Raw genomic sequence first — 13248 nt, 5'->3', positions numbered from 1 at the left:
CGTCTCCACTGCCGACACCGTCGACCTGGGGGGACACCTTCGATGGGCCTGCCGCGCCTGGGAATTCGCAGACCGCGCCTGCCACGCACCCGTGCCGGGCGGCGCCGGGCCGTACAGGTCGTGATGCTCGGGTGCGTGCTCGCGCTGCTCCCCGCCACCTGGATGTTCGCGGTGGCGGGCGACCGGCTGCGCACGACCGAGGACGCGCCGCGCACCGAGGTGGCGGTCGTCTTCGGCGCGGGCCTGTGGGCGGGCGAGCCGTCGCCGTACCTCGCGCACCGGCTCGACGCGGCGGCGAAGCTGTACCGGGCGGGCCGCATCGAGGTCGTCCTCGTCACCGGCGACAACAGCCGCGAGGACTACGACGAGCCGGACGCGATGCGCACGTACCTGACGCGGCACGGTGTCCCCGACGGCCGCATCGTCAGCGACTACGCCGGTTTCGACACCTGGGACTCCTGCGTACGCGCCAAGAAGATCTTCGGCGTGAACCACGCGGTCCTGATCAGCCAGGGCTTCCACATCCGTCGCGCGGTCGCGCTGTGCCAGGCGGCGGGGGTCGACTCGTACGGCATCGGCGTCGACGCCAAGCACGACGCCACTTGGTACTACGGGGGCACCCGGGAGATCTTCGCGGCGGGCAAGGCCGCCCTGGACGCGGTGTTCAAGCCGGATCCCCGGTTCCTCGGGCCGAAGGAACCAGGGGTGGGCGAGGCGCTGGCCGCCGACCGGTGACGTCGAGTCGGGAGTCGGGTCGTACCGTCACGGACCCCGGCGGTGCCGTTGGTGCGGCTGACCGCCGGGGAGTGGCTCACGGCGTGGCGGTCGCCGAGGCGCTCGCGGCGCTGTCCGGGGGCGGGGTCGGCGTGCCGCCGGGCGTCACGGTCGGCGTCGCGGTGGGCGAGGGCCCGCTCGGCGTCCCGGTGGACGGGGACCCGCTCGGTGCCCCGCCGGGCGGCGGGCTCCCCGCGCCGACGGTGTCGGCGCCCCTGCCCTCCTCCTCCGGGTCGACGGCGACCGTCAGCGTGCCGGTGAACCCCTTGACCACGTCCCCGGTGACGGCCATCAGCCCGTCCCTGGCGCCGCCGCCCGCGTAGACCGTGTCCTCGGTGAGCCGGGTGCGGGTACCGGTGTGCTCGGTGTACGGGGACGTCCCGTAGACCTCGTCGCCGTATCGGTCGTCGAAGAAGAGCTGCCCGGTCCAGTTGACCTTGCCGCCCTGGTAGGTACGGTCGGTGCTCGTGCCGCCGGTGTGCACCTTGACGTGGATGTGGGGGGCGCGCGGCGGGTACCAGCCGGGGAAGATCGTCGTGAACTCGACGGTGCCGTCGTCGCCGGTCGTCCGGTAGCCGCGCAGATACGTCCGTTCGTCCGCGCCGCTGGTATCCGTGCTCCCGCCGGCCGGCCCGGGCGCGGTGCCGGCCGGGCCGGCGGTCGGGTAACCGGAGTAGTGGCCCGCGGCGTCGCAGTGCCAGATCTCGACGGCCGCGTCCCCGAGCGGGGCACAGGACCCGGTCCGGTCGCGCACGGTCAGCCGCACCGTGAGCGGGACGCCCTTCTTGCCGTCGGTGATGTCCTGGCGGAACAGCGCGCCGTCCAGGTAGTACGACCCTTCCGTGGCGCTGGAGTTGAGTACGCACACGTCGGTGCCGGAGGCACCGTGCGCCGGTGAACCCGACGTGCGCGCGCCGGAGTCCGAGGAGCAGGAGCTGATGCCGAGCCCCATGGCGGCGCCTGCTGCCGCGCCGCCCAGCGCGAGGACCCGTCGACGAGTGATGTCGCTTTTGTCGCTGTCGGTCATGGCGGCGAGGTTAGGGGCGCCGCCCCGGCGGCCCGTGACGCCGCACGGGCCACCGCCCCCGCGGTCACCCGCACGAGGGGAGCGACACCGGAGCACCCGCACGACGGGAACGACGCCGGAGCACCCGCACGGTCCGGGGAGTGGACGGGCCGTCAGCGGCGGGCGTGCCAGTCGCCGCCCCCGATGAGCGTGCCGCGCGCCCGTAGCCGGGCCGCGACGGCGGGCGCGGCCACGTACACCCAGGCGCGTACGGCCGCGCCGTCGCCGCGGGTGACGTGCAGGGCCACCCGCTCGTACAGGTTGCCGGGGTCGCCCGGCACGTACTCCTCCAGCCGGTCCAGCGCCCCGAGCAGTTCCCCGTACGCCTCGGGCAGCGCGGTCACCAACTCCCCGCACACGGGCCCGGCGCCCGGCTCCTCCACGGCGTACGGGTATCCGGGCCCCTCGTAGAGCACGGCATCCCGCAGCCGGGCCGGCTCCTCGGACTCCGTGCGTCCGCGAAGGAAGAGGTCGTGGTTGTGCTCGCCGGGGCGCAGGGTGCCGTACACGAAGAAGGGGAGTGTCACCGGGTCATCATCGCCGTGCGCCGTGACCATGATCGGCGCCCCTCCGGGGCCTCCTCGGGAGCGTTGCAGAAACGATTCTCACCTCTCACACATCTCCACGCACGCGCTCTGGACATGACATGTCATGGCCCCTTAAATCTGAGCGGACATCAGTGGCCGATTTCATCCGCCACTCCCCTCTCTCCCGCTCCCCACCGCCCCACCCCCCACTTCCCCGCACACTCCCTGTACGTCCTATCAACGAGACCGATTGAGTCAAATACGGCACATCCGGGTGTCTCCGTCACATCCTTCTGCGCACGCTGGGCCACCGCCGGCGTGGCCACCGCGACCGCCACGCTGCTGGCCACGGCACTCGCCCCGACCGCGGGCGCGGACACCGGCCCCAGCAGGGCCACCGTGATCGACAACGCGGCCGCGGTGCTCACGCACCAGGCCGCACGCCTGGGCCTCACCGCCGCCCAGGGCACCAGCGTGCGCGATGTCGTCGTTGACGCGGACGGCGGCCAGCATGTGCGCTACGACCGCACATACCGCCACCTCCCCGTGCTGGGCGGCGACTTCGTCGTCCACCTGGCGCCGAACGGCTCCTACCGCGGCGCCGACCGGTCCACCAGGCGCGCCATCTCGCTCGCCGACATCACGCCCGCCCTCTCCGCGCCGAAGGCCGCCGACCTGGCCACGGCCGCGCTGCGCGCCGCGAACACCGGTGAGCTGCTGAAGAAGGTGACCGCCAAGCCCCAACTCGTCGTCGACGCCCTGCACGGCGCGCCGAAACTGGCCTGGCGCACCAACGTGGTGGGACAGGACTCGCTCGGCAACCCGGTCGCCCGTACGGTCCTCACCGACGCCCGCTCCGGCAAGCAGATCGACGCCTGGGACAGCATCGAGACGGCGACGGGCGACGGCAAGTCCCTCTACAGCGGCACGGTCGCGCTGGAGTCGACGCTGTCCGGATCGACGTACCAGCTCAAGGACGCGACGCGCGGGAACACGTACACGGGCGACGCGGCCAACAAGACGGATCTGTGCATCCTGGGCATCTGTTTCAGCCGCGCCCCCGCCACCCTCTTCACCGACGCGGACAACCACTGGGGCACGGGGGCCGCTTCGGACCGCTCCTCGGCGGCGGTGGACGCGCAGTACGGCACGAACGAGACGTGGGACTACTACAAGAACGTCCACGGCCGCAACGGCATCGCCGGCGACGGCAAGGGCTCCTACAACCGCGTCCACTACGGCAGCAACTACAACAACGCCTTCTGGGACGACAGTTGCTTCTGCATGACGTACGGGGACGGTGACGGGACGACCTTCGGCCCGCTGGTGGCGCTGGACGTGGCCGGCCACGAGATGTCCCACGGCGTCACGTCGAAGACGGCGGCGCTGACCTACTCGGGCGAGTCGGGCGGCCTCAACGAGGCCACCTCCGACGTCTTCGGCACCCTGGTGGAGTTCCACGCGAACAACTCCTCCGACGCCGGTGACTACCTGATCGGCGAGAAGATCGTCCGCTCCGGCTTCGGCAAGGCGGCCCTGCGCTTCATGGACAAGCCGTCGAAGGACGGCAACTCGGCGGACTGCTGGAGCAGTTCGGTGGGGAACCTGGACGTCCACTACTCCTCGGGGGTCGCGAACCACTTCGCGTATCTGCTCGCCGAGGGCAGCGGCGCCAAGACCGTCAACGGCGTCAGCTACAACTCCCCCACCTGCAACGGCTCCACGGTGACGGGCATCGGCCGGGACAAGCTCGGCGCGATCTGGTACCGGGCCCTGACGGTCTACATGACGTCCTCGACGAACTACGCCGGGGCGCGGACCGCGACACTGAGCGCGGCGAAGGACCTGTACGGCGCCGGCAGCACGGAGTACAACGCGGTGGCCGCCGCGTGGAGCGCCGTGTCCGTGGGCTGAGCCCTCGGAGTTCCCCCCGGTACCCCCGTATCACCGCTGCATACGGCCGTCTCACCTTCGGGTCGAGGCGGCCGTTCGCGCGCCGCGGCGGGCCCGCTCAGCGCGCGAGGTACGCGTCGATCGCGGCGAAGGTGGCTTCCGGCTGTTCGAGCTGGGGCAGGTGGCCCGCCTTGGGGATGACTTCGAACCGGGCGTCAGGGAAGGCATCGGTGTACGCGCGCCCGTAGGCGGGGGTGACGATCCGGTCGCTCTCCCCCCACAGCACCAGGGTGGGGACCGGGACGCGGGCCAGGCGGCCGCGGAGGGTGGGGTCGTGCATGTACGGGTCGCCCGCGAGTGCGCGCATGGTCGCCATGTTGGCCTGACGGGCGGCGAGTTGCCCGGCGGGGATGTCGGCGGGATCGACGTAGAAGCGGTCGGGGTCGTGGTAGGAGTACTCGGCGACTCCGCGCGCGTCGAGGGCGAAGAAGTCCCTGACCGGTTCGCCGTCGACCTGGATGCCGACGGCGTCGATCAGGACGAGCCCGGTGATGATTCCGAGGTCGTCGCGCGCGGCCAGCTCGGCGCCGATCCAGCCACCCAGGGAGGAGCCGACGACGAGCACGTCCCGCAGCCCCCGGTCCTGGAGGTGGCGCAGGTAGGCGAGGGCGATGTCGTCGACGCCGGCGAACCGGTCGGGGCGCGGGGTGCCGTTCCAGCCCGGGTGGGTGGGGACGAGGGTGTGCGCGGTTCGCGCGAGGTGGCCGGCGAGGGGCGCGACGGTGGCCGGGCCGCCGCCGCCGTGGAGGATCAGCACGGGCCGGCCGGTGCCGGCCTCGGACAGGGTGAAGGGCAGTTCGGAAGTCATACCAGGACCCTAACTAAGCATGTTTATATAAGCAAGCTTAGTCAGGTGCTAACCTGGACCCATGGCCGCTGAACTGCACCTTCTCGGAAGAGCCGTCAAGCAGACCCAGTACCGTCAGCACCGGGCGCTGGACAGTCGACTGGCGGGCGTCGGCACGACGCTCGCCCAGTGGGACGCGCTGCGCGCGATCAGCCGCTCACCGGGGGCGTCCGCCCGCGCGCTGGCCGCGGCGACGTTCCAGAGCGAGCAGGCGTTCGGCACCCTCGCCGGCCGGCTGGTGACCCAGGGCATGGTCGAACGCCGTCCGGGTCACGGCCGGCGCATCGAGCACCACCTGACCCCGTTGGGCGAGAAGACCCTGAAGGCGGGGCACCAGGTCGCCGAGGAGGTACTGGCCGAATGCTTCGCACCACTGTCCGAAGCCGAGCGCACGACCTTGCTGAATCTGCTCCGGCGCCTCGGCGACGAGGCGCCCGACGAATAACGACTCGGCGATTCACTGATTCGACGATGCACCGATTCCGCGATGCGCCGATGCACCGATGCACCGATTCGGTAGTGCAGCGGTTCGGTGGTGCACCGATTCGGTGGTGCACCGAGGCAGCGGTTCGGTGGTGCAGCGGTTCGGTGAATTGTTCGAGATGATTTCCGCGTGCGCCGCCACATGGCACAAGTCGGCACTTGTGAAGGATTCTGCGGCGACTGTGTGGATTCTGTAGTCGCGGACCGGGCGGCCATGCCGCATAAATCCTCCAATACGCTTCCCGAAAACTTCACCTCCCGATCAGGGCTTGCGGCAATACATACCGTGCAGTAGGCAGGTGAACCATGAACCTGTTCAGCCGCAACTCCTCGCCCCGCCGCGCCACCACCCCCGCCGCTCCGACAGTCCCTGCCGGTTCGACGGCCCCCGCCGGTTATTCCGCCCCCATTACCACCGTCACGCCGGATCCCGCCCTGGCGGCGCTGAGCGGAGAATGGGTCATCGACCCCGCACACAGCAGGATCGGGTTCTCCGTACGGCACGCCATGGTGACAACCGTGCGCGGGGCTTTCGCGGAATACGAAAGCCGCCTCTACTTCGACGGCCGCAACCCGGCTCGTTCCCGGGCCGAGATAGTGCTGTCCACCGCAAGCGTCCAAACCGGCGTGGAACAACGCGACGCCCACCTGATCGGCCGCGACTTCCTGGACGCCGCGAGGTATCCGCACCTGCGTTTCGCGAGTACGGCCGTACAACTCGCGAGCCCGGACGTCTACCGCATGGCCGGCGACCTCACCATAAGAAACGCCACCTGCCCCGTCGTCCTGGAGCTCACCTACATCGGTCACGTCATGGACCCGTTCGGCTATGAGCGGGTCGGCTTCGACGGCACCACCACGATCAACCGTTCCGACTGGGGCCTGACCTACAACGCCAGACTGGCCGAGGGCGGCGCCATGGTGAGCGAGAAGGTCCGCCTCCAGTTCGACATCGCCGCCATCCGCTCCACTCCGGCCGGCTGAGCGGGCATTTCGCCCGCAGGCTCCGGCCCGTCAGCCTCCGTACGGCCTCGTCCGCTTCGCCTCCCGCAACGCCTGCGCCCACCACACCAGTTGGTCCAGCATCACCTTCGCCGCCGCGGACGGACCGGCGGGGTCGTGGGGCCGGCCCCGTTCGTCGAACGCCGCGCTCGCGCCGTGGAACGACACCGTGTCGCGCACCGTCACCGCGTGGAGCTCCGCGAAGACCTGACGGAGGTGCTCGACGGCGCGCAGACCCCCCGAGACGCCGCCGTAGGAGACGAGGGCGACCGGCTTGGCGCGCCACTCGGCGTAGTGCCAGTCGATGAGGTTCTTCAGGCCGGCCGGGAAGGAGTGGTTGTACTCGGGAGTGAGGACGACGAACGCGTCGGCCGCGGCCAGCTTCGGCGTGACCTCGGCGAGCGCGGCGGTCGCCGCGGGGGACGGGGACATGGTCGTCGGCAGCGGAATCTCCGCCACGTCGACGACATCGGGCACGAGGTCGTCGCGCTCACGGACCTGACCGAGCAGCCACTCGGCGACGACGGGCCCGAAGCGGCCCTGGCGGTTGCTGCCGACGAGGACGGCGACCCGGACCGGGCCGTCGGCCGCAGCGGCGGCGGGAGCAGGAACAGGAACAGGAACAGGGGCAGAGACGGGGGCGGAGGACAACTCCACGGTCGTTGTGGTCTTCATGGCGCACAGCCTGGTACCTCAACCAATCTTGAGGTCAAGTCACGCCCCGCGCCCGACCGCACCCCACCCCCGGCCGAACCCCTCGGCCGCACCCCCGCACACCACTCGGGTCACCCGTTCACAGCCCACCCCCGCACCCTTCCGGTTCTTCTCCGCGACACCTCGGTCCCACCCCGGTGACCTGCCACTTTTTCCCCTGGCGCCGATCTCCGGGGAGCCCCTCCTGCACCCATTCTGCGTAGTTTTGACGTTCCGTCAGGAAGCGGACGCGGCCATGTGCCACTTACCTCGGGAGGGCAGGGGCACGACCGACGCAGCGGCACATGGGGGTGCCGCGGGCCGTGCCCTCTCGGAGGAGCAAGCACCATGCGACGTACCGCCCGTCTGCTGACCGGCACCGCGCTCGCCGTCGGCGCCGCGGGCCTCGCCGCGTCGCCCGCGTACGGCGGCGACAGCGGCATCCTGGAGGTGTATCCGTCCACCGTCGTACCCGGCGGCACCATCACGGCGAACACGGCGGCGTGCGGCGCGGCCACGGGTGACGCCAGCGCGGTCGGCGCGGGCACCTTCCCGCTGGCGCCCAGCGCGCACGAGCATGACCTCATCGGGCAGTTCCGGGTGCCGCCGAGCGCGCAGCCGGGGACGTACGAGATCGTCGTGAAGTGCTCCGGCGGCCGGCAGGTGACGGGTGACCTGATGGTCACACTGACCTCCACCAAGCAGCAGGTGCAGCCGAAAGGAAGTGTGAAGACTGGGGTCGGCGGCGCACTCGGCACCGACCCCGTACAGACCGCGGCCGGCGTGGCGGCTCTTGCCGTCGCCGCCGCGGGCGGTACCTGGCTCCTGCATCGCCGGGCGAGAGGCGACGGGATCTGACGGACACCCTCCGCTGTCCGTCCACCGGTACCGCCGTCCCCTCCCCCTCCGGGTCCGACGCCCCTCGCGGCCCGGAGGGGGCAGTGGGGCGCGAACGGGACCAGTCAGGAGGCGCGCGTGCCCAGGTTCGGCAACATCGCCATAGCGTCCGTGACCGTGGCCGCCCTCTGCTCCGGCGCATGGCTGCTGGGCAGCGGCGCCGAGAGCCACGCACCACCACAGCCGTCGGCCGCACAGGCGTCGGCCCGTGCCGATCGCGAGCAGTCCGCGGCGCCCGCGCTGCCGCCCTCCCCGCCCGACCGCATCCGCATCCCCTCGATCCGCGTCGACGCCCCGCTGATGGGCCTCCTCCTCACCCCGCAGGGCAGCCTGGACGTACCGCCCGCCGAGAAGAAGAACCTCGCGGGCTGGTACGAGGCGGGCACCACCCCCGGCGAGACGGGCACCGCGATCGTCGCCGGGCACGTCGACAACGCGGAGGGGCCCGCCGTCTTCTACGACCTCGGCGCCCTGAAGAAAGGCAGCTCCATAGAGGTGCAGCGCCGCGACGGAGCCACGGCCGTCTTCTCCGTCGACGCCGTCGAGGTGTACGAGGCCCGGAACTTCCCCGACGAGAAGGTGTACGGCGCCGCCCGCCGCCCCGAACTGCGCGTCATCACCTGCGGCGGCGGCTACTCGAAGACGACGGGTTATCAGGGGAACGTCGTCGTCTTCGCCCATCTGACGGGCAGCCACTGAGGGCCGTTGAGTTGCCGTCCGAGGACCGTTGAGGAGCCGTCCGAAGACCGATGAGGGGCCGTCCGAGGACCGTTGAGGAGCCGTCCGAAGACCGTTGAGGGCTACGCGATCCACTGGTTGTAGGCCAGATTGGCGACCAGCGCGAACACCACGGTCAGCAGCACGACCCGGACGAACCCGCTGCCCTTCTTCAGCGCCGTGTGGGCTCCGACCATGCCGCCGACGAGGTTGAAGACGGCCATCAGCGCGGCCAGCTGCCAGAACACCGTGCCCTTCCAGGCGAAGGTCGCGAGGGCACCCGCGTTGGTGCAGCAGTTGACGATCTTGGCGGTGGCGGAGGCCGTCACCAGGTCGAGGTGGAGGAGCGCGGTCAGGGCCAGCACCAGGAACGTCCCCGTGCCGGGGCCGATGAGCCCGTCGTAGAAGCCGATGCCGAGGCCCGCGAGGCCGATCGCCGCGAGCATCCGGCGCACCGAGACGGGCTCGGTCGACGGGGCCATGCCGAAGGCGGGCCGCAGGATCACGAAGGTGCCGACGCCGAGCAGCACCACCATGACGACCGGCTTCAGCACGGCCGTACTCAGCCCGGCGGCCACGAACGCGCCGGCCGTGGACCCGGCGAGCGCCGCCAGGCCGATCCGTACGGCGGTCCCCACATCGACCCGGGTCTTGCGGGCGTACGTCACCGCCGCACCCGCCGTCCCGACGATCGCCACGGCCTTGTTGGTGCCGAGCGCGTACGCGGCCGGGGTGCCGCCCGGCAGCCCGAGCAGCATCGCCGGCAGCAGCAACAGCCCGCCGCCACCCACCACCGCGTCGATCCAGCCGGCCGCGAGCGCGGCGAAACACAGGACGACGACCATGGTCAGCGATATGTCAGGCATGATCGGGACCTTATGGGACGGGGTAGGTGTGCCGTCCACGGACCTGAGGGTCTTCTGAGGTTCGGCCCGGCGCCACGTCCCCGTCTCACACCGGTCTCCCGACGCCCGCGCCGAACCCTCACACCTCCACCGCGCCCCCGCTGAGGGCAGCGTTCCCCCCGGGAAACAGGTGTGATGCGGCCGGGTAACACCGGCATCGCACGCTGCGGTCATGACTGTTCGGCGAACTCGGCACCGTCGGGGCACTCCCCCGGCGCTGTGAGGGAGCAGAGCCGCTCCGCTCCCGCCGCCGCCGCCGACGCACCACCGCAGCACCGCGACACCGCAGCACCGCTCCACCGCACCACCGCACCACCGCACCACCTGCTCACCAACGATGGAGGCTCCTGATGTCCACGACCGCACTTGTGGGGACCGGCCACCGCCCCACGATCGTGCTCGTCGGCCATGGCATGGTCGGCCAGCGCTTCCTCGAAGCGCTCGCCGAGCGCGGCCTGACCGCCACGCACCGCGTGGTCGTGCTGTGCGAGGAGCCACGCCCCGCATACGACCGGGTCCAGCTGACCTCGTACTTCTCGGGCACGACTCCCGACGAACTCTCCATGACGGACGCGGAGTTCATCACGGAGCACGGCATCGACCTGCGCCTCGGCGATCCGGCCGAGACGGTCGACCGGGAGGCGCGGACCGTGACGGCCCGCTCCGGGCTGGTGATCGCGTACGACACCCTCGTCCTCGCCACCGGTTCCTACCCCTTCGTGCCGCCGGTCCCCGGCAAGGACGCCGAGGGCTGCTTCGTCTACCGCACGATCGAGGACCTGCTCGCGATCGAGGCGTACGCGAAGTCACGGGCCACCACGGGTGCCGTCGTCGGCGGCGGGCTGCTCGGACTCGAGGCGGCCGGCGCGCTCAAGGGACTCGGACTCACCTCGCACATCGTGGAGTTCGCGCCGCGGCTGATGCCCGTACAGGTGGACGCCGGCGGTGGCGCGGCGCTCCTGCGCACCATCGAGGACATGGGGCTGACGGTCCACACCGGCACGGGTACGCAGGAGATCGTCACCGGTGACGACGGCGCGGTGACCGGCATGAAGCTGTCCGACGGCTCCGAACTCGCCACGGATCTGGTGGTGTTCTCGGCCGGTGTACGCCCCCGGGACCAGCTCGCGCGGGACTGCGGACTGCCGGTCGGCGAGCGCGGCGGCATCGCGGTGGACGCGCAGTGCCGTACCGAGGACCCGCACGTCTTCGCGATCGGCGAGTGCGCGCTCGCGGCGGACGGCCGGGTGTACGGGCTGGTCGCGCCGGGGTACGAGATGGCCGAGACGGCCGCCGCGACGATCGCCTCCGCCGACTCCTCCTTCACGGGAGCCGACCTCTCGACCAAGCTGAAGCTCCTCGGTGTCGACGTCGCCTCCTTCGGCGACGCGCACGGAGCGACCGCCGGCTGCCTCGACGTCGTCTACGCGGACTCCCGCTCGGGCACGTACAAGAAGCTGGTCATCGGCCGGGACGGCGAACTGCTCGGCGGGATCCTGGTCGGCGACGCGGACGCGTACGGCACCCTGCGCGCGCTCACCGGCTCCGTGCCGCCCGTCTCCCCCGAGCAGCTGGTACTGCCGGCGGGCGGGGGCGGCGGCGTGGCCCTCGGACCCTCCGCGCTGCCCGACTCCGCCGTCATCTGCTCCTGCCACAACGTCACCAAGGGCGCGATCCGCGGCGCGGTCACCGAGCACTCCTGCACGACGCTCCCCGAGGTCAAGAAGTGCACCAAGGCCGGTACCGGGTGCGGGAGTTGCGTCAAGGTCCTCGGCCAGCTCGTCAACGACGAGCTGACGGCGAGCGGCGTCGAGGTCGACCACGGTCTGTGCGGCTGCTTCACCCAGACCCGCGAGGAGCTGTACGAGATCGTCCTCGCCCTGCGCATCACCTCGTACCGGAGCCTGCTCGACCGGTACGGGCGCGAGGGTGCGCGCGGCGGTGACGGCTGCGAGGTCTGCAAGCCGACGGTCGGCTCGATCATCGCCTCGCTGGCCCCGACGATCGGCGCGAACGGCTATGTCCTCGACGGCGAGCAGTCGGCCCTCCAGGACACCAACGACCACTTCCTCGCCAACCTTCAGAAGAACGGCTCGTACTCGATCGTGCCGCGCATTCCCGGTGGCGAGATCACGCCCGAGAAGCTGATCGTGATCGGCGAGGTGGCACGGGACTTCGGTCTCTACACGAAGATCACGGGCGGCCAGCGCATCGACCTGTTCGGCGCCCGGGTCGAACAGCTCCCGCTCATCTGGACCAGGTTGGTGGACGCCGGCTTCGAGTCCGGTCACGCGTACGGGAAGTCGCTGCGCACGGTCAAGTCCTGTGTGGGCCAGTCCTGGTGCCGCTACGGCGTGCAGGACTCGGTCCGGATGGCGATCGACCTGGAGCTGCGGTACCGGGGCCTCAGGTCTCCGCACAAGCTCAAGTCGGCGGTCTCCGGCTGCGCCCGTGAGTGCGCCGAGGCCCAGTCGAAGGACTTCGGCATCATCGCCACGGCCAACGGCTGGAACCTGTACGTCGGCGGCAACGGCGGCGCCACCCCGCGCCACGCGGACCTGCTCGCCCAGGACCTGTCCGACGCCGAACTGGTCCGTCTCATCGACCGGTTCCTGATGTTCTACATCCGTACGGCCGACCGTCTGGAGCGCACATCGGTCTGGCTGGAGCGGATCCCCGGCGGCCTGGACCACATCCGCGACGTGGTCGTGCACGACTCGCTCGGCATCTGCGAGGAGCTGGAATCACTGATGACGGCACACGTGGCGAACTACCGCGACGAGTGGACCGAGACCATCAACGACCCCGAGAAGCTGGCCCGGTTCGTGTCGTTCGTCAACGCGCCCGACACCCCCGACCCGGTCGTCGGCTTCGTCCCCGAGCGCGACCAGATCAAGCCCGACCTGCCGCTGCTGACCATCGGCCACCGACCCCTGGAAGGAAGCGCCCAGCGATGACCCTGGCACCCGAGACGACCGCCCTGAAGGTTCACCTCAGCCTGGGGGGAGACTGGTTGTCCATCTGCGACCTGTCCCTGCTGACGCCGGGACGCGGGGTGGCCGCGCTGCTGCCCGACGGCTGCCAGGTGGCCCTCTTCCTCGACCGCGCGGGCCGTGTGTACGGCATCGACAACCGCGACCCGTTCAGCGGCGCGGCCGTCCTGTCCCGCGGCCTCACCGGCACCCACCAGGGCCGCCCGTTCGTCGCCTCCCCGCTCCTCAAGCAGCGGTTCGACCTGGAGTCGGGGCAGTGCCTGGACGACGAGTCGGTCCGCATCGCCACGTACGAGGTGCGTACCTCGTAGCGACGCCGCCACCGAGGCAGCCGAGCCGGCCGAGGCCGCCGTGTCCGTCCCGGGTTCGCGGGGGTTCCTCGTCGTCTCCG

Annotated in this window: 13 protein-coding genes; 8 read left to right on the top strand and 5 right to left on the bottom strand. The window is 71.1% G+C overall.

Annotation, left to right across the window (positions count from 1 at the left end):
• The first annotated feature begins 42 nt into the window (after positions 1-42).
• Positions 43-735: an ElyC/SanA/YdcF family protein gene (locus GTY58_RS29595; protein WP_010987074.1), complete on the top strand. Its 693-nt coding sequence runs from the start codon at positions 43-45 to the stop codon at positions 733-735.
• Between the two features lie 76 nt (positions 736-811).
• Here GTY58_RS29595 and GTY58_RS29590 read toward each other — a convergent pair whose 3' ends face one another.
• Entirely contained in the window at positions 812-1801 is a 990-nt protein-coding gene (locus GTY58_RS29590) for an intradiol ring-cleavage dioxygenase (protein ID WP_048894206.1), read from the bottom strand.
• A 152-nt stretch (positions 1802-1953) separates the two neighbouring features.
• Positions 1954-2367, bottom strand: a complete 414-nt coding sequence (locus GTY58_RS29585) for a gamma-glutamylcyclotransferase family protein (protein ID WP_107082956.1) — start codon at positions 2365-2367, stop codon at positions 1954-1956.
• Positions 2368-2685: 318 nt separating this feature from the next.
• Between GTY58_RS29585 and GTY58_RS29580 the strand changes: the two genes are divergently transcribed.
• Positions 2686-4281 (top strand): M4 family metallopeptidase, encoded by a 1596-nt coding sequence (locus tag GTY58_RS29580; protein ID WP_010987071.1) that lies wholly within the window; start codon positions 2686-2688, stop codon positions 4279-4281.
• A 97-nt stretch (positions 4282-4378) separates the two neighbouring features.
• Here the strand turns inward: GTY58_RS29580 and GTY58_RS29575 are convergent, their stop codons facing one another.
• Complete coding sequence (locus GTY58_RS29575) at positions 4379-5128, bottom strand: alpha/beta fold hydrolase (RefSeq protein ID WP_010987070.1); 750 nt, start codon at positions 5126-5128, stop codon at positions 4379-4381.
• A gap of 61 nt (positions 5129-5189) precedes the next feature.
• Here GTY58_RS29575 and GTY58_RS29570 point away from each other — a divergent pair, with 61 nt between their 5' ends.
• Both GTY58_RS29570 and GTY58_RS29565 read left to right on the top strand, forming a co-directional pair.
• Positions 5190-5612, top strand: coding sequence for a MarR family winged helix-turn-helix transcriptional regulator (locus GTY58_RS29570; protein WP_010987069.1), 423 nt, complete (start codon positions 5190-5192; stop codon positions 5610-5612).
• Positions 5613-5956: 344 nt separating this feature from the next.
• The gene (locus GTY58_RS29565) at positions 5957-6634 is read left to right on the top strand and encodes a YceI family protein (protein WP_010987068.1); all 678 of its coding nucleotides are present in this window, start codon (positions 5957-5959) and stop codon (positions 6632-6634) included.
• Between the two features lie 30 nt (positions 6635-6664).
• On the opposite strand, the gene GTY58_RS29560 is transcribed toward GTY58_RS29565, so the two are convergent.
• Positions 6665-7327, bottom strand: a complete 663-nt coding sequence (locus GTY58_RS29560; RefSeq protein WP_078234527.1) for an NAD(P)H-dependent oxidoreductase — start codon at positions 7325-7327, stop codon at positions 6665-6667.
• A 366-nt stretch (positions 7328-7693) separates the two neighbouring features.
• On the opposite strand from GTY58_RS29560, the gene GTY58_RS29555 reads away from it, so the two are divergent.
• On the top strand, positions 7694-8203 hold the full coding sequence (locus GTY58_RS29555; RefSeq protein ID WP_010987066.1) for a hypothetical protein: 510 nt from the start codon (positions 7694-7696) through the stop codon (positions 8201-8203).
• Positions 8204-8320: 117 nt separating this feature from the next.
• Entirely contained in the window at positions 8321-8941 is a 621-nt protein-coding gene (locus tag GTY58_RS29550) for a class F sortase (protein ID WP_010987065.1), read from the top strand.
• A gap of 101 nt (positions 8942-9042) precedes the next feature.
• Here the strand turns inward: GTY58_RS29550 and GTY58_RS29545 are convergent, their stop codons facing one another.
• Positions 9043-9825 (bottom strand): TSUP family transporter, encoded by a 783-nt coding sequence (locus tag GTY58_RS29545; RefSeq protein WP_010987064.1) that lies wholly within the window; start codon positions 9823-9825, stop codon positions 9043-9045.
• A gap of 389 nt (positions 9826-10214) precedes the next feature.
• On the opposite strand from GTY58_RS29545, the gene nirB reads away from it, so the two are divergent.
• Positions 10215-12821: a nitrite reductase large subunit NirB gene (gene nirB / locus GTY58_RS29540; protein WP_010987063.1), complete on the top strand. Its 2607-nt coding sequence runs from the start codon at positions 10215-10217 to the stop codon at positions 12819-12821.
• Complete coding sequence (gene nirD, locus GTY58_RS29535; protein ID WP_010987062.1) at positions 12818-13168, top strand: nitrite reductase small subunit NirD; 351 nt, start codon at positions 12818-12820, stop codon at positions 13166-13168. The genes nirB and nirD overlap by 4 nt, the downstream gene beginning before the upstream one ends.
• The last annotated feature ends 80 nt before the right edge of the window (positions 13169-13248 follow it).

Source organism: Streptomyces sp. SID5469 (assembly GCF_009862865.1).
Taxonomy (GTDB): Bacteria; Actinomycetota; Actinomycetes; order Streptomycetales; family Streptomycetaceae; genus Streptomyces; species Streptomyces avermitilis.
Note: the sequence above shows the minus strand (reverse complement) of the source record. Positions and strands in the feature narration are given on the sequence as shown.